The sequence below is a fragment of the Micromonospora profundi genome (assembly GCF_011927785.1).
Classification (GTDB): domain Bacteria; phylum Actinomycetota; class Actinomycetes; order Mycobacteriales; family Micromonosporaceae; genus Micromonospora; species Micromonospora profundi.
Genome location: NZ_JAATJK010000001.1, coordinates 651,467 through 673,039 on the forward strand (window position 1 = coordinate 651,467; position 21,573 = coordinate 673,039).

General features: G+C 73.2%; 16 protein-coding genes and 1 pseudogene. 6 read left to right on the forward strand and 11 right to left on the reverse strand.

What is annotated here, in order from left to right:
- Positions 1-2: 2 nt before the first annotated feature.
- Together F4558_RS03070 and F4558_RS03075 are read right to left on the reverse strand one after the other, a co-directional pair.
- Positions 3-914, reverse strand: coding sequence for a L,D-transpeptidase (locus F4558_RS03070; protein WP_167943122.1), 912 nt, complete (start codon positions 912-914; stop codon positions 3-5).
- 86 nt (positions 915-1,000) lie between these two features.
- Positions 1,001-2,446, reverse strand: coding sequence for an alpha-amylase (locus tag F4558_RS03075; protein ID WP_167943124.1), 1,446 nt, complete (start codon positions 2,444-2,446; stop codon positions 1,001-1,003).
- 311 nt (positions 2,447-2,757) lie between these two features.
- On the opposite strand from F4558_RS03075, the gene F4558_RS03080 reads away from it, so the two are divergent.
- The 4 genes from F4558_RS03080 (at position 2,758) to F4558_RS03095 (ending at position 7,485) form a co-directional block, all read left to right on the forward strand.
- Complete coding sequence (locus tag F4558_RS03080; RefSeq protein WP_167943125.1) at positions 2,758-4,398, forward strand: hypothetical protein; 1,641 nt, start codon at positions 2,758-2,760, stop codon at positions 4,396-4,398.
- A complete protein-coding gene (locus F4558_RS03085) occupies positions 4,395-5,861 on the forward strand; it encodes an NADH-quinone oxidoreductase subunit NuoF family protein (RefSeq protein WP_053653279.1) in 1,467 nt (488 codons plus the stop codon). The genes F4558_RS03080 and F4558_RS03085 overlap by 4 nt, the downstream gene beginning before the upstream one ends.
- A gap of 71 nt (positions 5,862-5,932) precedes the next feature.
- A complete protein-coding gene (locus F4558_RS03090) occupies positions 5,933-6,541 on the forward strand; it encodes a TlpA family protein disulfide reductase (RefSeq protein ID WP_053653278.1) in 609 nt (202 codons plus the stop codon).
- Positions 6,538-7,485, forward strand: a complete 948-nt coding sequence (locus F4558_RS03095) for a cytochrome c biogenesis CcdA family protein (protein WP_312877265.1) — start codon at positions 6,538-6,540, stop codon at positions 7,483-7,485. Before F4558_RS03090 ends, F4558_RS03095 begins: the two co-directional genes overlap by 4 nt.
- On the opposite strand, the gene serS is transcribed toward F4558_RS03095, so the two are convergent.
- The 5 genes from serS to F4558_RS03120 form a co-directional block, all read right to left on the reverse strand.
- On the reverse strand, positions 7,482-8,765 hold the full coding sequence (gene serS, locus F4558_RS03100) for a serine--tRNA ligase (RefSeq protein ID WP_053653366.1): 1,284 nt from the start codon (positions 8,763-8,765) through the stop codon (positions 7,482-7,484). The genes F4558_RS03095 and serS overlap by 4 nt on opposite strands.
- A 160-nt stretch (positions 8,766-8,925) precedes the next feature.
- Positions 8,926-10,011 carry a DNA polymerase III subunit beta family protein gene (locus F4558_RS03105; RefSeq protein ID WP_053653365.1) on the reverse strand — a complete coding sequence of 362 codons (1,086 nt, stop codon included), beginning with the start codon at positions 10,009-10,011 and terminating at the stop codon, positions 8,926-8,928.
- 109 nt (positions 10,012-10,120) lie between these two features.
- Positions 10,121-11,296 carry a saccharopine dehydrogenase family protein gene (locus tag F4558_RS03110; RefSeq protein ID WP_053653277.1) on the reverse strand — a complete coding sequence of 392 codons (1,176 nt, stop codon included), beginning with the start codon at positions 11,294-11,296 and terminating at the stop codon, positions 10,121-10,123.
- A 49-nt stretch (positions 11,297-11,345) separates the two neighbouring features.
- Positions 11,346-12,494, reverse strand: a complete 1,149-nt coding sequence (locus tag F4558_RS03115) for an alcohol dehydrogenase catalytic domain-containing protein (protein WP_053653276.1) — start codon at positions 12,492-12,494, stop codon at positions 11,346-11,348.
- Entirely contained in the window at positions 12,491-12,931 is a 441-nt protein-coding gene (locus F4558_RS03120) for a hypothetical protein (RefSeq protein ID WP_053653275.1), read from the reverse strand. Before F4558_RS03120 ends, F4558_RS03115 begins: the two co-directional genes overlap by 4 nt.
- 77 nt (positions 12,932-13,008) lie before the next feature.
- On the opposite strand from F4558_RS03120, the pseudogene F4558_RS03125 reads away from it, so the two are divergent.
- Positions 13,009-16,025: pseudogene (locus tag F4558_RS03125) on the forward strand (winged helix-turn-helix domain-containing protein).
- A 32-nt stretch (positions 16,026-16,057) separates the two neighbouring features.
- On the opposite strand, the gene F4558_RS03130 reads toward F4558_RS03125, so the two are convergent.
- The 3 genes from F4558_RS03130 to F4558_RS03140 all read right to left on the reverse strand — a co-directional run bounded on the left by F4558_RS03130 (position 16,058) and on the right by F4558_RS03140 (position 17,850).
- Entirely contained in the window at positions 16,058-16,606 is a 549-nt protein-coding gene (locus tag F4558_RS03130; protein WP_053653273.1) for a DsbA family protein, read from the reverse strand.
- A complete protein-coding gene (locus tag F4558_RS03135) occupies positions 16,603-17,100 on the reverse strand; it encodes a redoxin domain-containing protein (protein ID WP_053653272.1) in 498 nt (165 codons plus the stop codon). The genes F4558_RS03130 and F4558_RS03135 overlap by 4 nt, the downstream gene beginning before the upstream one ends.
- Before the next feature lie 63 nt (positions 17,101-17,163).
- Positions 17,164-17,850 (reverse strand): BON domain-containing protein, encoded by a 687-nt coding sequence (locus F4558_RS03140; protein WP_053653271.1) that lies wholly within the window; start codon positions 17,848-17,850, stop codon positions 17,164-17,166.
- Positions 17,851-18,186: 336 nt separating this feature from the next.
- On the opposite strand from F4558_RS03140, the gene F4558_RS03145 reads away from it, so the two are divergent.
- Positions 18,187-20,949 (forward strand): cellulose binding domain-containing protein, encoded by a 2,763-nt coding sequence (locus tag F4558_RS03145; protein ID WP_167943126.1) that lies wholly within the window; start codon positions 18,187-18,189, stop codon positions 20,947-20,949.
- Between the two features lie 192 nt (positions 20,950-21,141).
- Here F4558_RS03145 and F4558_RS03150 read toward each other — a convergent pair whose 3' ends face one another.
- Positions 21,142-21,549 (reverse strand): hypothetical protein, encoded by a 408-nt coding sequence (locus F4558_RS03150; protein WP_053653151.1) that lies wholly within the window; start codon positions 21,547-21,549, stop codon positions 21,142-21,144.
- Positions 21,550-21,573 lie beyond the last annotated feature (24 nt).

The window sequence follows — 21,573 nt, forward strand, 5'->3', positions numbered from 1 at the left end:
GCTCAGGCGGTCGGCGGTGGCGTGGGCAGTTGGTCGACCACGACCAGGCTGCTGCCGGGGCGGACCTCGGCGAGCAGCTCGCGCTGACCGCTGCGGGTGACCCGGATGCAGCCGTTCGTGGTGTTCCTGCCCAGGTCGTCGTCGTTGTGCCAGGTGTGCACGCCGATGTGGGCGCCGCGCAGGCTGGCGGGCACCGCCTCGGGGTCGTCGGGCACCGAGCCGAGGGCGTAAATGTCCACCCCGCCGTAGACCGCCTCCGGTGGCGGTGTGCGGCCCAGGATGAACGTCCGGCCGAGGGGGGTTTCCTGGCCGGACTGGCCGAGGCTCGTCTTCCAGGAACGCATCGCCTTGCCGGCCCGGTACCAGGTGAGCCGGTGCACCTTGCGTTCCACGACGATCTGGTCGCGCAACGGCACCGTGTCGAACCCGCCGGGCGGCAGCCAGGCGAGACGCCTGTTGGCCGACGGCAGCAGGACAGCCGTCCAGCCGGCCCGCCGCTCGGCGATCGGCACCGTCAGTTCCACACCGGCGAGTGTCGGTTCGAGGAAGGCGAGTGGACGTCCGCCGGGCGCGTCGTACGCGGCGATCCTCCGGGTCGGATGCACGCCCTCGGTCAGTGGCGTGGTGTCCATGGTGGCCGGGTCGGCCGGGAACCCCTTCGGCGCGGGGTCGTAGTCGACCACTGGCAACCCGTCCGGGGCGGGAGCCGCGGCCGGTACCGACTCCTCGGGGCTCTGCTCAATGCTCGGCGGCGTCGGAGCGGTCGCGACAGCGACCGGCCGGTCGCGGTTCGTCGATCGTGGAGTGAGGGCCTGGCCGATCAGCAACGCGACGATCAACAGCGCGGCCACAGCGACGGCCGCGCCCACCCATACACCCCGACGACGGTACGGAGACATTCGGTCAAACTGCACCAAACGACTGTATCGGACCGCCCGACGTTAGGAAGGGCCCCTTCTTATACAAAAAGCGATAAGAAGGGGCCCTTCCTTGCAGTGGGTCAGACGCGGGCGCCGATGTGGATCGCTATCGCGTCGTGGGCTGGCACGTTCGCGGCGAACCAGCCACTACCGTCCACGGTGATCACCGGTCCGCTGCACGTGCCGCCGGAGTACGTGCCGTGGATGACGTCGCAGTAGCGACCGGCGGGCAGCCCTGTGTAGTACGAGCGGCCGTTCACCGCCGAATCCTCGTCGTTGACGGTGATGTAGCCCTTGCCGCTGCGGCTGAACGCGATGTGGTTGTTGCCGTTGTCGTACCAGTTGGCCACGCCCGCGCCCTCGGTGGCGTTGCGGAAGCCGACCATGTTGGCGATCACCGGCCAGCGGTGCTCGCACTCCCAACCGGAGTAGCAGGCGGTGTTCAGGGTCTTGTTCGCGCCGTCCGAGGGCGGGCCGGCGTCCCGGTTGCTGAAGGTGTAGCTGGACATCACCGTCGGCGAGCCGTACGGCCAGGCCAGCATGAAGGCGTTCGCCAGCGCGTAGATGCCGCGATCCCGGTAGGTGAGCACGCCGCCCACGTCGCGCTGGGTGTCGTGGTTGTCGACGAACACCGAGGCCGGCCCGCTGGGCAGGTGCCCCCAGCCCTCGCCGAAGTTGCGCAGGTACGCCAGTCGCTCCGAGCGGAACACCCGGGCCAGGTCCTTGCCGTAGCGGAACTCGTGCACGTCACCGTTGCCGGTGTACTCGGTCGGCTGCACCGGCTCGCCGGCGCCGTAGATGACCTCCTGCACGATGTACGCCGAGCGGGAGAGCTTGCCCTTGATCGCGGCGATGTCGGCGGCCGGCATGTGCTTGCTGGCGTCCAGCCGGAAACCGTCCACGCCGAGCGAGAGCAGGTCGTTGAGGTACGACGCGATCTTCGTACGGACGTAGTCCGACTCGGTCTTCAGGTCCGACAGGTTGACCAGCTCGCAGTTCTGCACCTCGTACCGGTCGTTGTAGTTGACGATGTCGTCGCCGCCGTTGCGCCCACAGTGGTGGAAGTCCTGCGTCTGGTAGATGCCCGGGTAGTCGTAGTGCGAGTAGGACGAGCCGGCCCAGCCCGTTCCGCCGTTCGCCTGGCCGGACATGTGGTTGATGACAGCGTCGACGAGCACCTTGACGCCTGCCGCATGGCAGGTGTTGACCATCGACTGGAACTGGGCGCGGGTGCCCTTGCGGGATTCGATGCGGTAGCTGACCGGCTGGTACGCCAGCCACCACTGGTTGCCCCGGACGTGCTCCTGCGGGGGCGAGACCTGGACGTAGCCGTAGCCCTTCGGGCCGAGAGTGCTCTGGCACTCGCTGGCCACCGACGGCCAGTTCCACTCGAAGAGCTGGACGATGACCTTCTTGTTGCCGGCGGGCGCCGCGGCGGCCGGGGGTGCCGTCACGGTGAGGGGGGTGAGCAGGCTGGCGATCAGGCCGAGGGCGAGGATCGCCGAGGCGCGTCGACGTCGGTGCATCGGGACTCCTGACGGGAGCGGGGGGTGAGGTGGTGGTGCGGGGGGAGCAGCACCAGTTGCTCGAATCTTGCAACCCGTGCTGAAAATTGCCGAAAGATTACAAGCTCGTTGCAAGGACTGTCAACGCATGGACATCTGTCGCTGCCTTCCCCGTTCTGCGGGGGTTGACTGTCACGCGCCACGACGCCGACCGGTTCGATCCCGCCCCAGAAATTTCCGCCCGGGGTGATCCGCGCGCGCCGTCCGTCCGTACTGGATGGGGGAGCAGGGGTCGGCCGGTGGTACGCCGCCGCGAGACGATCGAGGAGCAGATGGCCCGGGCAAAGCAGAACGAGAAGGCCACCACGGTCCGGACCAGCGCCAGCAGTCGGGGGGTCCGAACCCGTTCGCGGTCGGCGACCATGCTGCTGATCGCCTCGGTGGTCGCGGCGCTCTGGGCGGCGACGATGCTGACCGGAGCGGGGCAGACGGCATACGCGTACGGCTTCTTCTTCACCGAGTTCTTCGCCGGGGTGGTCGCCCTGGTGTCACTGAGCCTCACAGTGATGCTCGGCCTGCTCGCCACCGACCGGCTGGTGCTGAGCATCCCGCACCGGGTGCTTATGCAGTCGGCGCACCGGGCCACCGGCGTCCTGGGCGTGGCCGGGCTGGGCTTCCACGTGCTCACGAAGATCGCCACCGGTCGGGCTGCGCTAACCGACTCGTTGATCCCGTTCGTTGGCGGCCGAGGGCTCTACGTCGGCCTCGGCACGGTGGCCGCCCTGCTGATGGTCAGCGTGATCTGGACCGGCATCATCCGAGCCCGCTTCGCAGGTGTCGGTCCCAAGTGGCTGTGGCGGGCCATGCACTCCACCGCGTACCTCTCCTGGCCCTTCGCCATCCTGCACGGCCTCAACGCCGGCCGGGCCGCGAGCTCCTGGGTGGTGCTCAGCTACCTCGCCTGCATCCTGCTTGTCGTGCTGGCGCTGCTGGTGCGGCTCTCGGTGACAATCGGCCGGCGCAGCCGCGAGCAGCACCAGGCCGCCCTGCGTAACGCCGCGATGGCCGGCCGGGCCAACGCGGAGAGCCGCGGCCGCGCCCTACTGGCCGGGCTGAGTCGACGCCGCGACACCAGCGACAACAAGCGTCCCGCCTGGGCGGAGGCCACCACCGCAACCTGGACCGCGCCACCGGCCGGCCCACGGCGGCGCGACCCCGAGCGGTTCACCGTCCCGGTGGTCCCCGAACCCGGCTCCCTCGCCGAGCCGACCCGGCCCACCCGGCGTCGGCGGGACGTGGAGCCCGCCGCCCGGCAGGACGTGGACCGGCCGACGCGCGGACGGCGCGACGAGGCGGAGCCCACCCGCCGGTCCTCCCGCCGCAGCGCGCAGGAGCCGCCCACCCGCCAGCGCGACGAGGAGGAACTGGAGCCCGTGGCCCGCCGGCGAGGCGAGCGCATCCGGGACGATGCGACCACCACCGGCCGGCGACGTGGCACCACGCCCGTCGAGGAGCCGGCCGCCGAACGGTCCCGCCGACGCTCCCGGACCGAGGACGACGGCACCCGTTACTCAGCACCGCCACGGCGGACGCTCGAAGAGCCCGAGGAGCCGTGGGACAGCCCGCGCCGCTGGCAGGCCGCGGAGCCGATCTCAGCCGGCCCGGTCTCCGCCGAGCCGATCTCCAGCAGCCCGATCTCCGCCGGTCCGATCTCCGCGGCGCCGCGCAGCGGCAGCGGCCGTCACAGCGTCGAGGACGACCTGCCGGAGGAGCCGGACTACTGGCGCCCGCCGGCCCGGTACGTCCCCGAGGACGTACCGCCGCCCGTCGACGACACCCCGACCCTTGTCGACCTGGCGTCCCGGCGAGCCCGCCGTGCCGCCGGCGAGAGCCGCTCCGCCAAGCGCCGCAAGGCCAGCGCGGATGCCGTGGACGGAGCGTACTGGGCCGGGCTGCGGGGTGAGGCCAAGTGATGCGGACGACCGTGCCCCCGGTCGCCTGCGTGGGTGAACCCCGACTGACCGCCGGCTTCGCCGAGTTCGGCCGACTCGACCTGGCAGCGCACGAGGAGGTGCACGGCCCGATCGGCCCGATGGAACCGGCGCAACTGCTCCGCCTCGCCGAAGGCATGCAGCTCAAGGGCAAGGGTGGAGCCGGCTTCCCGTTCGCCCGCAAGCTGCGCGCGGTCCTGGAGTCCTGCGAGCGGCAGGACCTCGCCGCCGTGGTGGTGGTCAACGCCACCGAGGGCGAGCCGGCCAGCTGGAAGGACAAGGTGCTGCTCACCCGCGCGCCGCACCTGATTCTCGACGGGGCCGCGCTGGCCGCGTACGCGCTCGACGCCGAGGAGATCGTCATCGGTGTCGCCGACGACGGGGTGGGCCGGGAGTCGCTGATGGACGCGCTTGCGGAGCGGCGGATGCCGGTGCCGGCCACAATCGTCACGGTCCCGCACCGGTTCATCTCCGGCGAGGGCGGCGCGCTCGTCAACGGGATCAACGGGCTGCCGCACATCCCTCCGGGCACCAAGAAACGCTCCAGCGACTCCGGCGTCGGTGGACTGCCCACACTGCTGTCCAACGCCGAGACGTACGCCCAGTTGGCCGTCGCCGCCCGACTCGGCCCGTACGAGTACGCGGCACTCGGCACCGACGACGAGCCGGGCACCCTGCTGCTCACAGTGACCGGCGCGGCGGCCCGACCGGCGGTCGTGGAGATCGCCGCCGGCACTCCGCTGCGCGAGATCCTCGACCTGTGCGAGGTGCCGGACGTCCAGGGCATCCTGATGGGCGGCTACCACGGCAAGTGGATCACCCCGGAGGCGGCGGAGAAGGCAGAGGTCTCCCGCAAGGGCCTCGCCGCGGTCGGCGGCACCCTCGGCGCGGGCATCATCGTCCCGGTCGGCGTCGACACCTGCCCGCTCGGTGAGGCCGCGCAGGTGGTGCGCTACCTGGCCGGAGAGTCCGCAGGCCAGTGCGGACCGTGCAAGATGGGCCTGCCGGACCTGGCCCGCGCCGTCGACCTGGCCGTCGCCGGCAGCCAACCGGCAGACGTGGTACGCGCCGCAGCCGGCGAGGTGAAGGGCCGGGGCGCGTGCAGCCACCCCGACGGCACCGCACGGTTCGCCCTCTCCGCGATCGAGGTCTTCGCCGACGACCTGAGGATGCACAGCACCGGCGACGGCTGCGGCCGGCGGGTCAAGGGCGTCATGGGGTTGCCGGGCGCGCCCGACGCGAACCCGCAGAAGCTGACCCTGGACTGGTCGCGCTGCGACGGCCACGGGCTCTGCGCGCACGTGGTGCCGGACTTCATCCGCCTCGACGGCAACGGCTACCCCGCGTTTCCGGCCACGCCGGTGCCGACCTGGCTGCGGGAGGGCGCGTTGAAGGCGGTGAAGGTCTGCCCGGAGCTCGCGCTGCGCCTCGCCAAGGCCGAGTAAGGAAGGGCACCTTCTTAACGCCTCGTGTATAGGAAGGGCCCCTTCCTAACAAACTGTGGAGGGAGACACCGATGCGCAGCTGGCACGGACGGAGGTGGTTACGCCGTGGCGGTACCGCAGCCGTACTCGTTGTCGCTCTGCTCGCCACGGCCTCCTGCACCGGCACGGTGCCGCCCGACGCTGCCGCCGCCGGGGCGACGCCGGCCCCGGCCAGCTCCCCGGCCGCGCCGACCGTACCCGCCGCCGGCTCACCGACGGCCGCGCCGGCCCCGATCCCGGACACCCTGCGCTTCACCGGGACCACCCTCGACGGCAGCCCGCTCGACGCGACGACGTTCGCCGGCCGGCCCGTGGTGCTCTGGTTCTGGGCGCCGTGGTGCGCCACCTGCGCCAGCCAGGCGTGGACCGTTGCCGAGATCGCACCGCAGTACCGGGACACCGTGCCGATCGTCGGCGTCGCCGGCCTCGGCGAGCGCAACGCCATGAAGGACTTCGTCACCGAGTTCGACCTCGCCGGCACGCCGCAGATCGACGACCGCGCCGGCGCGCTCTGGCGTCGGTTCAAGGTGACCGAACAGAGCATCTTCGTGATCATCGACCGGAACGGCACTGTCGTCCACCAGGGCTTCCTCGACGGTGAGGCGCTCACCGCCCGCGTCGCCGCGCTGGCCCGGGCGTGACCACCCCGCTGCTGCTCGCGCTGACCGCCGGCATGCTCGGCGCTGTCAACCCGTGCGGCTTCGCGCTGCTGCCCGCGTACCTCTCGCTGTTGGTCGCCGGGACCACCGACACCCGCGGCGCGGTCGGCCGCGCGCTCACCGCGGCGGTCGGGCTGACAGTGGGGTACGTCGTGGTCTTCGGCGCCTTCGGCCTGGCGCTCGCGCCGCTCGCCGGCTGGCTGCGACCTCGGCTGCCGTGGCTGACAGTGGCGCTCGGGCTGCTGCTCGTGGTGGCCGGCTGTTGGCTGCTCACCGGCCGGCGGCTGCCCACCCCCGGCTGGTCGGCCCGAGCGCCCCGACTGACCCGTTCCTGGCCGTCGATGGTGCTGTTCGGCGCGGCGTACGCGCTGGCCTCGCTCGGCTGCGCCATCGCACCGTTCCTGGCCATCGTGGTGACAAGCCTCCAGGCCGGTTCGACCGGCGAAGGGCTGGCGCTGTTCGGCGCGTACGCCCTCGGTATGGGGCTTGTGGTCGCTGTCGCCGCGCTCGGCGTGGCGCTGGTGCGCGACGGCCTGGTGGCCCGGCTGCGGGTCGCCGGCGCGCTGGTGCCCCGGCTCAGTGCCCTGGTGCTGCTGCTCACCGGCGGCTACGTCGCCTGGTACGGCTGGTACGAGCTGCGGCTCGCCGCCGGCCGCCGCGAAGCCCTGACGGACCCGGTGATACGGGCGGCGGCCCAGGTGCAGCACGCCCTCGCCGACGGCCTCGACGCGCTCGGCCCGGTGGTAGTGCTCGCCGTGCTCGTCCTGCTCGCCGCGCTGGCCCTGGCTGTTAGGAAGGGCCCCTTCCTAACGCCTGCGGTAGAGGAAGGGTCCCTTCCTAACATGGTGGCTGAGCGCCCGACGGCACCGGCGGATACGCCGACGGGGGCCGGGATGGACCCAGCCCCCGCCGAGCGAACCGCTTAGCGCGGGGTAAGGCGGTCGGTGCCCATCCGGTCGCGCAGCACCTCGGGGATCAGCACCGAGCCGTCGGCCTGTTGGTACTGCTCCAGGATGGCCGGGAAGAGCCGGCTCGTGGCCAGGGCCGACCCGTTGAGCGTGTGCACGAAACGGGTCTGCTTGCCGCCCGGCTCGCGGTAGCGGATGGCCGCCCGGCGGGCCTGGTAGTCGCCGGCCCAGGAAACCGACGACACCTCCTTGTACTTGCCGGTGCTCGGCATCCACACCTCGATGTCGAGGGTCTTCTTCATCGAGGCGCTCGCGTCACCCGCCGAGAGCAGCGTCCGCTGGTAGTGCAGGCCCAGCCCTTCGACCAGGCTCTCGGCGTGGGCGAGCATCTCCTCAAGCGCGGCGTCCGCCTGCTCCGGAAGGGTGAACTGGAAGATCTCCACCTTGTTGAACTGGTGCCCGCGCACGGTGCCGCGCTCGTCCGAGTGCGACCCGGCCGACTCCCGGCGGTAGCACGGCGTGTACGCGAACGCCTTCAACGGCAGCTTCGTGGTGTCCAGGATCTCGTCCTGGTACGCGCCGAGGATCGCCGTCTCCGAGGTGGGCAGCAGGAACTGCCCGCGCGGGGCGGACGCGGCGTCCAGGTGGTAGACGTCGTCGTAGAACTTCGGGAACTGGCCGGCGGCGAAACCGGCCGAGTCCAGCAGCAGGTGCGGCGGGAGCAGGAACTCGTACCCGGCCCTGATGTGCTGGTCGATGAAGTAGTTGAGAAGCGCCCACTCCAGCCGGGCGCCGACCCCCGTGTAGATCCAGAAGCCGGAGCCGCCGAGCTTGACCCCGCGCTCGTAGTCGACAAGGCCCAGTGCCCGGGACAGCTCCACGTGGTCGCGGACCTTCTCGATCACCGGCGGCTCGCCGAAGGTCTTGACGACCCGGTTGGCCTCCTTGCCGCCGGGGAGGATGTCATCGGCGGGCAGGTTGGGCAGCTCGCTCATCGCGGTACGCAGCCGCCCCTGCACCTCGTCCAGCTCGGACTCCAGGTCGGAGAGCTGCCGGCGACCGGCCTCGGGGGCGACGGCCTCCGGCTCTCGGCCGGCGCGCTTCGCCTCCGCGTACGCCCGAGCGTCCGCCTTGCGGCGCTGCCGCTCGGCGTCGATCTCCGTGATGAGGGCGCGCCGTTCCTGGTCCAGCCGCTGGATCTCGTCCAGGGCCTGATCGACCTCGGCGGGATCCAGACGCTTCGCCAGCGCGGTCGCCACCGCCTCGCGATCCTTCCGGATCAACTCCATGTCGAGCATGCTGCTCCGTACGCCTCCGTCCGGGGTCGGGTGGACCACCAGATGCTACCGTCGCGCCCGTTTCGACCCGGGACGGGGAGCGACGACCCCGTTTCAGAGCCGGATCGGCAGGAGCTGTCAGCCCGACCGGCAGGAGCTGTCAGCCCGACCGCAGGAGCTGTCAGAGCCGGATCGGCATCAGCACGGAGAAGGTGTCGGCGTCGCCCGGGCGACGGACGGCAAGCGGGGCGATCGGCCCGTCCAGCTCCAGCACCAGCTGCGGCCCCCCGGCGGCGGCCAGCGCGTCGAGCAGGTAGTCACCGTTTACACCGATCCGCAATCCGCCGGCTTGGTCCGTACCGGCCGGGTCGGGCTCGTCGGTGGGGTCCAGCACCCGTAGGCCGCCCCGGTCGTCGAGGCCGAGGACTGTCACCGCCAGGGGCCGGCCGGCGTACTCGCGGGCCACAGTGGGGGCGGCCGGGGCCGTCAGCGCGGCCCGCAGCGCCGCCACGTCCACCGGGACGCGGTACGTGGCCCTGTGCTCGCCGACCGCCTCCCGCAGCAGCCGGCGGTAGTCCGGGAAGTCGTACGGCAGGGCGGTGCCGGTCAGCGTCCGGCCCGCCACCGCGATGCGCAGGTCGGTTCCGGCCACTGTCAGCCGTACCGGCTCGGGATCTTCGCTGTCGAGCAGCCGGCGCAGCCGGTCGACGAGGTCCACGGGCAGGAGCACCCGCGTCGGCGGACCGTCGACGGTCGCCCCGGCTCGGGCCAGCGCCATCCGGTGCCGGTCGGTGGCGACTAGTCGTACGGCGTCCGGCTCGACGTCCAGCAGCACCCCGCAGAGCACCGGCAGCTCCGGGTCGGCGCCGACGGCGAAACGCACCGCGTCGAGCGCGGCGGCCAGCTCGGTGGGGGAGAGCAGCAGCGTCGTGGCCTGAGCCGGCGCGGGGTCGACCAGGGCCCGGAGCCTGTCGATCTCGCGGCGGGCGTCGGCGAGCCCGTCGGCCAGCCGGCGCAGATGCGCGTCGAGCAGCCGGTGCACCTCGGCGGGCTCCGCGCGGACCGCGGCGGCGATCTCCGGCACCGGCATGCCGACCCGGCGCAGCCCGGCCACCAGCCGGGCCGGGGCGATCTGCTCGTCGGTGTACCAGCGGTAGCCGGTCACCGGGTCGACAAGGGCCGGCTCCAGCACGTTAGCCGAGTCGTAGAAGCGCAGGGCGCTCACCGTCAGGCCACTGGCCCGGGCCAGCTCGCCGATGCTGTGCAGGTCGCTCACCACGCCGGCATCCTGCCCCCTCAACCTGGTCGAGAGTCAAGCCGCCGAGAGTTAGGAAGGGCCCCTTCCTATGCAAAAGGCGTTAGTAAGGTGCCCTTCCTTACTCCGTCAGCACGCGGAAGGTCAGCCCCGCCCGGATCAGGCGGTCGAGCAGCGCGTCGCCCATCGCGCTGACCGGGGTGAGCTGGCCGGCGGCCGGCGGCAGGTCGTCGAGGGCCAGGCAGAGCGCGGACTCGGCGAGCATCTTCGCCGTCTCGTCGTAGCCCGGGTCGCCGCCCGCGACCTCGGTGACCACCCGCTGGCCGCCGCCGACGCCCACGAACCGGACCCGGAACCAGGACGTCGCCCGCTGCTGCGCTGTCGGCCCCTGCCCGGAGGCGAGCCGACCGAGCAGCCAGCGTCGGGTGGGTGGCAGCTTCACCAGGCCGACAAGCGCGCCGAGCCCCACAGCGCCGACCAGCACGGTCGGCAGCCGCTTCACGGCGGCGAAGTGCCGGTAGCGGAAGTCCGGGCCGTACTCGGGGCGAGCCGCCGCCGAGCGGCGGACCACCTGCGGGTCGATGGTGGGCAGCGGCACGGCCCAGATGCCCAGCTCCGCCGAACGGGCCACCCGGCCGGGTATCGCCCGGACCCGGCGGCCGGCCGGGCGTGGTTCGACGGCCCGGCGGGCGCGGGCCGCCCGGCTCGCCTCCCCGGTACGGGAGAACGCGGTGAGCGCGGAATGGTACGTGCCTGCGGAGAACCGCGCCCCGGCGCGTACGTAGCCGTCCACAGTGATCGGAACGTCGGCGGGCAACTGCTTGACGGTGAACCAGACGCCCAGGTCGTGCGGGATGGAGTCGAACCCGCAGGCGTGCACCAGTCGCGCGCCGGTGCGGTTCGCCTCGGCGTGGTGCCGGACGTACATCAGGTCGACGAACTCCGGCTCGCCGGTGATGTCCAGGTAGTCGGTGCCGGCCCGGGCGCAGGCGGCGACCAGCGGCTCCCCGTGGTGGACGTACGGGCCGACGGTGCTGGCGACCACCCGGGCGCTCTGGGCGACCGCCCGCAGCGAGTCGGCGTCGGTCACGTCGGCGGTGAGCAGCGCCAGGTCGGCGAGTGCGGGGTCGATCGCGGCGAGCCGGTCGCGCACGGCGGCGAGGCGGTCCCGGTTGCGCCCGGCAAGCGCCCAGCGCAACCCGGGCGGCGCGTGCCGGGCGAGGTAATCGGCGGTCAGCCCGCCGGTGAAGCCGGTCGCGCCGAACAACACCACGTCGTACGTCCGCTCCCCAGCCATCCTGCGAGTCTGCCACCCGTCGACCCCACCCGCCGATCACGAGGGCGGTTCACGGCGTGAACACGGCCCGGACGCAGCCGTCGGCGCGATCCCGGAACAGGGCGTACCCCTTCGGGCCGTCCTCCAGCGGCAGCTGGTGGGTGGCCAGGTGCTCGGTCCGCAGCTCGTCGCGGGCCATCCGGTGCAGCAGCATCGGCACGTCCCGCAGGTCGGGCCGGCCTGCCCCGCGCAGCGTGAGCCGCCTGTCGGTCACCGCACCCAGCGGGAACGCGTCGACGAACGCCTCCGCACCGCCGAGTACCACCACCACGCCGTCCTTGCGGCAGGCGTGCACGGCCTCGTGCAGCGCGTCCGGGCGGTCGGCGCCCCGCCCGGCGAGACGCTCGGTGACGGACCGCGCGGGCGGGGCGCCGACAGCCAGCACGCACACGTCCGCGCCGCGTCCACCGCTGCGGTCCCGCAACTCCGACGGGATGTCGGTACGGCGGTAGTCGAGCGGTTCCGCGCCGGAGTGCCGTTCGGCCATCCGGAGCCGTTCCTCGTGCCTGTCGACGACGACCACCCGGTCGGCGCCGCGCATCAACGCGGCGCGGGCGGTCAACTGGCCGACGGCACCGGCGCCCCAGACCGCCACCACGTCGCCGGGTCGCACATCGCCCAACTCGGCGGCCAGCCAGCCTGTCGGCGCGGCGTCGGCGGCGAACAGCGCCCGGTCGTCGCCCACCGCGTCCGGCACCCGGAACGCGCCCACGTCGGCGTACGGCACCCGGACGTACTCGGCGTGACCGCCGGCGAAGCCACCCGCCGCCGGGGGCCGGCCGAAGCAACCAGCGTCCGAGCGTCCCCAGCCGGGGTCGGCTGTCACCGGGTCGGTGCTGCCGTTGTCGCAGCAGGAATGCCGGCCCCGGCGGCAGTACCAGCAGCCGCCGCAGGCGACGCTCGCGCCGACCACGACACGATCGCCGACCCGGTGTCGCCGGACGGCCGGACCGGCCTCGACGACCTCACCCAGGAACTCGGTGCCGAGCACGTCACCGGCGCGCAGCAGCGGGTCCCGACCGGCCAGCAGCGGCAGGTCGGCACCACTTGTGGAGCTGCGCCGGACGCGGACGATGGCGTCCCGCTCGTTGCGCAGCTCCGGGTCGGGCACCTCGCGTACCGCCAGCTCGTCGGCGGCCACCCAGCACAGCGCCCTCACCCGGGGGCCTCGGGGCGGTCCAGCGCGGAGCGGTCCGCACGCAGCACCTCACCGGCCTCGACCCGCTGTTTGACCTGGCGCAACGTCCGGCGGACAAGCAGTCGCGGGTCGTCGCCGACGAGGTGGGCGGCGAGGCCGACAGTCGGGGCGGCGCCGGCCAGCGGGCGGGCGGCCAGCTCGGTGCCGCGGTCGCCGGGCGCCGGGCGCATCCGCACCTCGACAGCGCCGCCCAGGCGGCGCAGAGGCTCCGGCCACCGGCCGTCGGGAAGCACCTGCTCCGGCGGGCGGTCCACCGTCACCACCTCCCACCGCGCGGCCGCTGTGGGGTCGCCGTCCGCACCGGGTCGGCGACGCCACCGGGGTACGCGCACCAGCCGTCGCGCCCTGGCCAGCGCGGCGCGGGTCAGGGCGGATCCCGTGCGTGTCAGGCGTCCCATCCGTCCCTTCCGTCCTGCCGGATCCACGTCCCCCGATCGTCGGTCGGCACCGGGTGAAGCGGGCTCGCCCGGAAGGGGTGAACCGTCGCGGGTCGGGTAACCGCAGCCGACCAGGGGTGGGACGCGTCGGTGGGGGTGGGGCCGGGTGCCGGAACAGCGTGATCGCGTGCGGGTGGGCACGGCACCGGGGTTGCCCGGAGAACCGCCGCTGCTGGCGTCCCGGCTGACCCCTGCCGTGCCGCCCGAGCCGGTGGTGGCCCGGCCCCGCCTGCTGCGCCGGCTCGACGAGGGCAGCGCCGGACCGGTCACCCTGGTCACCGCGCCCGCCGGCTGGGGCAAGACCACACTGCTGGCAACCTGGGTACGCCTCGCCGCCGCCACGCCCGAGGCGGGCTCCGCGCCGGACGTCGGCGTCGGGCAGGCGGTGGCCCCCGGGCCGGCGCCGGCGTGGGTCTCGGTGGAGGCGGGTGACGACGGCGACCGGCTGTGGGCGTACCTGGCGGCGGCGCTGCGGACCGCGACCGGGGCGGCGGACGACAACCCGGTGGCGCCGCTGCCCGCCGGCCCACCGCGCCCCGACCAGCTGGAACTGCTCGCCGCCGGGCTGGCCGCCCTGGAACGCCCGGTGCTGCTGGTCCTGGACGACCTGCACCGGGTCGCCGATCCGGCGGCGTTGACCGGGCTGGAGTTCCTGCTGCGCCACTGCGAGGGGCGGCTGCACCTGGTGGTCGGTGCGAGGGCAGGGCTGCCGCTTGCCGTGCACCGGTTGCGCCTCGCCGGTGAGCTGACCGAGATCGGTCCGGACGAGTTGGCCTTCACCGACGACGAGGTGGCCGACCTGCTCACCGCCCACGGCGCACCGCTGCCCGCCACTGCGGTACGCAGGCTGCGGACCCGTACCGGCGGCTGGCCTGCGGCGCTGCGGATCGCCGCGCTGGCGTTGCGGGGGAGGCCCGACCCCGAGCGCTGGGTGGGGCAGTTCGGCGGTGACCAGCCGGAGATCGCCGGTTACCTGCGCGAGGAGGTGTTGGCCGCCGTCGACCCGGCCGATCGGGACCTGCTGCGCCGTACCGCCCTCGCCGAGACGGTCTGCGCCGACCTGGCCGAGGCGCTCACCGGTCGCGCCGACGCCGGGCAGGCGTTGGCCGACCTGGCCGAGGTCGGTGGTCTCCTGCGCCGGGAGGACAGCCGCCCGCCGTGGTACCGCTGCGATCCGCTGCTCGCCGACCTGCTCCGCGCCGAGCTGGCCCGGCTGCCCGGCGACGAGCTGCGGGAACTGCACGAGCGGGCGGCCGACTGGTACGCCGGGGACGGGCGCCCGGCCGACGGCCTGCGGCACGCCCTCGCTGCCGGCCGGTGGGACCTGGCCGGGGACCTGTTCGTCGCGCACTGGCCGGAGCTGACCCGGTACGACGACGAACCGGTCAGCGGCCCGACGCCCCCGTCCCCGCCACCGGACGTGCTGCGCGCCGATCCGGAGGTGGCACTGGCCTGCGCCGCCGAGCGGGCGTACGTCGGCGACCTGCCCGCAGCCAGCGGCCACCTGCGCGACGCCGCCGCGTACGCCGATGCCCTGCCGGTGCCGCGCCGGGACCGGTTCCTGCGGATGGCGACAGCCCTGGAGTTGACAGTTGCCCGGCTCGCCGGTGACCGGGCCGAAGTCCGCGCCTCCGCCGCCCGGCTGCTGCGCACGCGTCCGGCCGCAAGCACGCCGACCGGTGTCGCGCCAGCCACGTCGGAGCCGGCCACTTCCGCGCCGGCCACGAGCACATCGCCCGGCATCGCGCCGGCCGCGTCCGCGCCGGCCGGGCCCGTGTCACCCGGGTCGGGGTCAACCGGCCTCGCCTCGGGCCGGCCGGCGGCCCACCCGCCCAGCACCGACGACGCCGACCTGCGGGCGTTCACCGGTACGGCGTTGGGGCTCGTCGAACTGGCCTGCGGCGCGCTGCCCGCCGGGCGGTTCGTCCGGGCGCGGGAGGCGGCACGGGAGGCGGGCCGACCCCGCACCGAACTGGTCGGTGCCAGCCGCTCCGCGCTGCTGCTCGCGGTGCGCGGCGATCTGCACGCGGCGGAGCGGGCGGCCCGCGACGCCCTCGGCATGCCGCCGTGCCGGGGCTGGTCCTGCCGGCTCGACTGCTCCTACGCGTACCTGGCGTTGGCGGTGGTGGCGCTGCACCGTGACCAGCCCGAGGAAGCCGGCGCGAACCTCGCGCTCGCCGCCCAGGCCACCGGACCGGTCGGCACCGTCGAGGCGGGCTCCGGGTCGTCCAGCACGGCCGGTGAACCGGTCGCGGCGGCCCTCGCCGCGTGGTGCGGGGCGCACCTGCACCGCGACGCCGGTGATCCGGCGACCGGCCAGCGGATGCTCGTCCGGGCCCGCGAGTCGCTGCCCGACGAGCCCAGCGCCGCCGAGCTGTCGGGTCTGCTGCGGGCCGCGGAGGCCGAGATCCGCGCCTGGCGGGGCGACCTGGACGGCGCCCGGACCCTGCTGGCCGACGCCACCGCCGACGCCGCCACCCCGGCGCTCGCCGTGGCCCTGGCCCGGGTCCAGCTGCGCGCCGGTGACCCCGCCGCCGCCGGGCGGACCCTGCCGGACTGGCAGGCGCCGCCCGCCGACGCCTGGCCCCTGCCGGTACGCCTGGACGCCGGCCTACTGGACGCGGTGCTGGCCGACCGGAGCGGGGACGTACGCCGGGTCGGCCGCACCCTGGAGCAGGTGCTGGACCTGGCCGGTGCGCAGGGCTGCCGTCGGGTCTTCACGCGCGCCGACCCGTCGGTGCGGGACCTGCTGGCCGCGCACCTGGACGCCGGCACCGCGCATTTCCCGCTGGTCAGCGACCTGGTGCGCCAGGTCGAGCAGAGCGCGACCCCGCCGTCGGCAGAGCCGGCCCGATCGCTCGACGAGCCGCTCACCGAGCGGGAGCTGACCATCCTGCGCTACCTGCAGAGCATCCTGTCCAATGTGGAGATCGCCGCCGAGCTGTCGCTATCGGTAAACACTGTGAAGACCCACGTCCGCAACATCTACCGCAAGCTCGGCGCGACCCGCCGGCGTGAGGCGGTCCGGCGGGCGCGCGAGCTGCGCCTGATCTGAGCGGCGGTGAGCCCCTCGAATCAGGCGACGGGTCAGGCGTTGGCGGCGGCGTCCACGGCGGCCAGCAGGTCGGGCAGGTCGAACCCGCCCTCGTGCCGGACGTCGTTGATGTACAGGGTGGGCGTGCCGTTCACCCCGCTGCGGATTCCGCCCACGAAGTCCCGGCGCACCCGGTCGGCGTACACCCCGCGCTCGACCTCGTCGTTCACCTCGTCCGGCGGCAGCCCGAGCTGCTCAACGCCGAGCGACAGGTGCACCGGGTCCAGTTGGTCCTGGTGCTCGTACAGCCAGTCGTGCATCTCCCAGAACTTGCCCCGGCTGGCGGCGGCCTCGGCCGTCTCGGCGGCACGTTCGGCGTACGGGTGCACGTTGGCGATCGGGAAGTAGCGGTAGATGAGCCGTACCGTGTCGGAGCGCTGGCGCAGCAACTCGTGCAGGTTCGGGTACGCGGCACCGCAGAACGGGCACTGGAAGTCGCCGTACTCGATGATGGTCACCGCGGCGTTCGACGGCCCGCGGACATGGTCCTCGACGGTGACCGGCTCCCGCAGTCGGGCGGTCACCTGAAATGGCGTGGTCATCCGGCCACCACCTTCCGGTCGACGGCGATCCGCTCCAGGGCGTCGAGGATCCCGTCGGCGCCTGGGTTGACATCGGGTGAGGACAGGTAGCTCCAGGCGACGGTGCCGGTCGGGTCCAGCACCACGAGCGCCCGTGCCGCAACGCCCCGCGAGGTGTACGCGCCGTACCGGCGGGCCACCTCGCCCTTCGGTTCGAAGTCGGCGAGCAGCGCAAACGTGATGCCCTGGCTCTCGGCGAAGGCCCGGTGCGACCAGATGCTGTCCACCGAGATGCCGAGCACGACAGCCTGAAACTGGTCGAACATCGGTCCCGCCGCCTGGTAGAGCGACATCTGGTCGCCGCAGACCGGGCTCCAGTCGGCGGGATAGAAGGCGAGGACGACGGGTCGACCCCGGAACTGCTCGGGCCCGATCTGGTGCCCGTCCGGAGTGCTCGCCAGGGTGAAACCGGGCGCGGGGCGTCCCGGCTGGATCAGCCCGTTGGGATCACTCATGTCCCCAGCCTGCTTCCCGGGCGGGTGAGGTGGGCTCACCCGCCCGGGGTGGTTCCGCGTTCGTCAGCGCAGGACCGGGGCGACAGCGATGTGGTTCTGGACCTCCCGGATGCCCGGCGCGGACCAGGCCACCTGCTCCACCTCGGCGCGTTCGGGCATGGAGTGCACAAGCCCGGTGAGTACGACTGTGTCGCCGTGTACCCGGACGCTTATCCGTTCGGCCGCGGTGGCCTCGGCGCGGGCGAGCGCGTCGACGATCCGTTCGGCCAGGTTCGCGCTGTCCAGCGGGGCGACCGGTCGGACGCTGATGCCGTTGCTGACCCCGCGTACGCCTGTCAGCCGGCAGACGGCCCGTTCGGCGGCCCGGCGCTGGTACTCCCACTCGACCTCGCCGTGCAGCGTCACCCAGCCGGCCGACACGGTGACCTGGAGCTTCTCGATGGGCACGAACGCGTCCCACTCCAGCGCGTTGCCGGCGGCGGCCGCCAGGTCGGGGTCGGCGCGCTCGGCGCTGCCGGGAAGCCGCACGGCCAGGTCGTTGGCGACGGCCCGGACCTGGACCACGCGGTGCGCGGCCCGCTCGGCGGCCCACTTCTTGGCGTAGCTGTCCACCCGCCCGGTCAGCGTGACGACGCCCTCGTCGACTGTCACGCCGATCTCGTGCGGCTGCACCCGGGGTTCCCAGGTCAATTCGTCGAGTACGGCGGACTGGATGTCCTGGTCGGTGCGGCTGATCGTCGCGACGGCCATCGGCCCTCCTCCGCTGGGTTGACTGGCGGACCGGGGTCGCGGCCGGAGCCGCAGGTCCGCCGGGGTCCGATCCTGCCGGCGGCACGGGTGAGCCGTCCTCATCCGATTCAGGTGACCGCCTCTTTCACAAGCTACGAACATCGATGGTGGGAGCGCTTCCATGGCGGCGCGGAATCGGTTAAGGTAAGCGCGTTCCTCGATCGCGCAGAGCCGTCGCGTCGGGTGGTTGGAGCCAGGGCAGCTCCGGCCCGTCCCAGCGTCGTGCCCGTCCCCCGGGCCACGGCGTGACCACTCGTCGATCCCGTCCCCCGGGCGTCCCTGCCGAGAGGAACAAGCGTGTCCAGAAGTCTCGCTGGTGCGGTGGTGTCCGCGCTGGCCGTCGCCGCGGGCGTCGTGGTGGCCCCCTTCGCCGCCGCCTCGGCGCCAGCGGCTGACTCGTCGTCGGCTTCGGCCGCCGCCGAGGCGTACAGCTGGCGCAACGTCCAGGTCGGTGGCGGTGGCTTCGTGCCCGGCATCGTCTTCAACCCCACCGAGAAGAACCTGATCTACGCCCGGACCGACATCGGCGGCGCGTACCGCTGGGAGCAGTCCAGCCAGTCGTGGACGCCCCTGCTCGACTGGGTCGGCGCCGACCGGTGGGGCTACAACGGGGTGGTAAGCATCGCCACCGACCCGGTGCAGACCAACCGGGTGTACGCGGCGGTAGGCATGTACACGAACGGATGGGACCCGAACAACGGCGCGATCCTCCGCTCGGCCGACAAGGGCGCCACCTGGCAGATCACCGAGTTGCCGTTCAAGAACGGCGGCAACATGCCGGGCCGGGGGATGGGTGAGCGGCTCGCCGTCGACCCCAACCGGAACAGCATCGTCTACTACGGCGCCGAGGGCGGCAACGGGCTGTGGCGCAGCACCGACCACGGGGCCACGTGGGCGAAGGTCACCGCCTTCCCCAACGTCGGCAACTACCGGGCCGACCCGAGCGACCCCAACGGCTACAGCGGGCAGAACCAGGGCCTGACCTGGGTGAGCTTCGACAAGAGCACCGGTTCGGCCGGCTCCACCACGCAGACCATCTACGTCGGCGTGGCGGACAAGGAGAATCCGGTCTACCGCAGCACCGACGGGGGCGTCAGTTGGGCGCGCATCCCCGGCCAGCCCACCGGCTACCTGGCACACAAGGGCGTCGTCGATCCGGTCGGCGGTCACCTCTACATCGCCACAAGCGACACCGGCGGCCCGTACGACGGTGGCAAGGGTGACGTCTGGAAGTTCACCAGGTCCACCGGAGCGTGGACGCGGATCAGCCCGGTGCCGTCCACCAGCGCGGACGCGTACTTCGGCTACAGCGGCCTGACCATCGACCGGCAGCACCCGAACACGCTGCTGGTTGCCACCCAGGTCTCCTGGTGGCCGGACGCGATCTTCTTCCGCAGCACCGACGGCGGGGCGAGCTGGACCCGCATCTGGGAGTTCACAAGCTATCCCGAGCAGTCCCGCCGCTACACGATGGACGTCAGCTCCGTGCCCTGGCTGACGTTCGGCGTCAACCCGGCACCACCGGAGTCCTCGCCCAAGCTCGGCTGGATGAACGAGTCGGTGGAGATCGACCCGCACGACTCCAACCGGATGATGTACGGCACCGGCGCCACCATCTACGGCACCACCGACCTGACCAAGTGGGACACCGGCGGCCAGTTCACCATCAAGCCGATGGTGCGCGGCCTGGAGGAGACCGCTGTCCTCGACCTGATCAGCCCGCCCAGCGGCGCGCCGCTGATCAGCGCGCTCGGCGACGTCGGCGGCTTCCGGCACACCGACCTGGACGCCATCCCGGCAATGCTGTTCACCCAACCGGTCTTCACGAGCACCACAAGCCTGGACTACGCCGAGAGCAAGCCGGCCGTGCTCGTCCGCTCCGGCAACTTCACCGACGCCGACCGGCCCGGCGACAGCCACGTCGCCTTCTCCACCGACGGCGGCGCCACCTGGTTCCAGGGCACCGAGCCGTCCGGGGTCAACACCGGCGGTACGGTCGCGGCCGCCGCCGACGGCAGCCGGTTCGTCTGGGCGCCCGGCGACGCTGGTCAGCGGGTTGTCTACTCGGTCGGCTTCGGCAACACCTGGACACCGTCCACGGGCATCCCGGCCAACGCGACAATCGAGTCCGACCGGGTCGACCCCAACCGGTTCTACGGCTTCAGCGGCGGCCGGGTCTACCTCAGCACCGACGGCGGTGCGAGTTTCACCGCCACGGCGGCGACCGGGCTGCCCACCTCCGACGTGCGGTTCAAGGCCCTGCCCGGCCGGTCGGGCGAGCTGTGGCTGGCCGGGCCCGGCGGGCTGTGGCGGTCCACCGACGGGGGCGCCAGCTTCGCCAAGCTGGGCGGCGTCAGCGCCTCCGGCAACGTCGGCTTCGGCAAGGCGGCACCGGGGCGGACCAACCCGGCCGTCTTCCTGTACGGCACTGTGGACGGTCAGCCTGGAGTGCACCGCTCCGACGACGGCGGCACGACCTGGGTACGCGTCAACGACGACCGCCACCAGTACGGCAACCCGACCGAGGCGCTGACCGGTGATCCCCGCGTCTACGGCCGGGTCTACCTCGGCACCAACGGTCGGGGGATCGTTGTCGGCGAGCGCACCGGCGGACCCACCACCCCGCCGCCGACGACGCCCCCTCCGACGACGCCGCCTCCCACCACGCCCCCTCCGACCACGCCCCCTCCGACCACGCCGCCTCCGACCACGCCCCCTCCGACGACGCCGCCTCCCACCACACCGCCGCCGGGTGGCGGGTGCGCGGCGACGTACCGGGTGACGGGCTCCTGGTCTGGCGGTTTCCAGGCCGAACTGGTGGTCAGCAATCCCGGCAGCGCGCCCATCGCCGGCTGGACGTTGGGCTGGACCTTCCCGAACGGCCAGCGGATCGGCCAACTCTGGGGCGGCACGCACACCCAGAGCGGTGCGGTCGTCTCGGTTCAGGACAGCGGCTGGAACGGCGCGCTCGGCGCTGGCGCCAGCACCACTGTCGGCTTCCTCGGCACGTGGACCGGCAGCAACGCACCTCCGGCCACCGTCACCTGCACGAGTCGCTGACCTCGGGTGGTCCGGGGGGCAACCCCCGGACCACCTCCGGAACACCGGTCCGCCGGGCTGTCTGAGGGGTCCGGCACCTCGGCGGACCGGCCTGACACCCGCTCAGGTCGAGCACCGAACCAGCCCGTACACACACAAGAGCGAGCCCCGCCGACCGGAAGGTCGAGCGGGGCTTGTCGTGCGGTTGGGCTGTCAGTCGTCCAGGCCGACGGGGGAGTTGGGGCGGTCCACGTCGACGAACTCGACGTCGTTCACCGCGCGGTCGTCCCGGCTGCCGGCGGCACGGGCGGCGGAGCCGACGGCCCAGCCGACCGCCGCGCCGACAAGCGCGGCACCGATCAGCAGAGTCCACGGCAGCGCCGGCTGGCGACCGGCGAGCGCGTCGAAGGCACGCGAGGCGCGCCGCCGCGCCTCCTCGGCTGCCGAGCCCACCAGGTCACCCGCGCCGTCGGCGAGGCCACCGCTGTTGCGGCGGGCCGAGCGGGCGGTGTCCCGGACGCTGTCCCCGGCGGAGCTGACGGTGGAGACCAGGTGCTCCCACGCCTGGTCCGCGATCCGCTCCGGCTTGCTGCGGCGGTCCAGCAGGTTGGTTCCGAACATCGTGGTTACCTCCTCGGGTGCCGA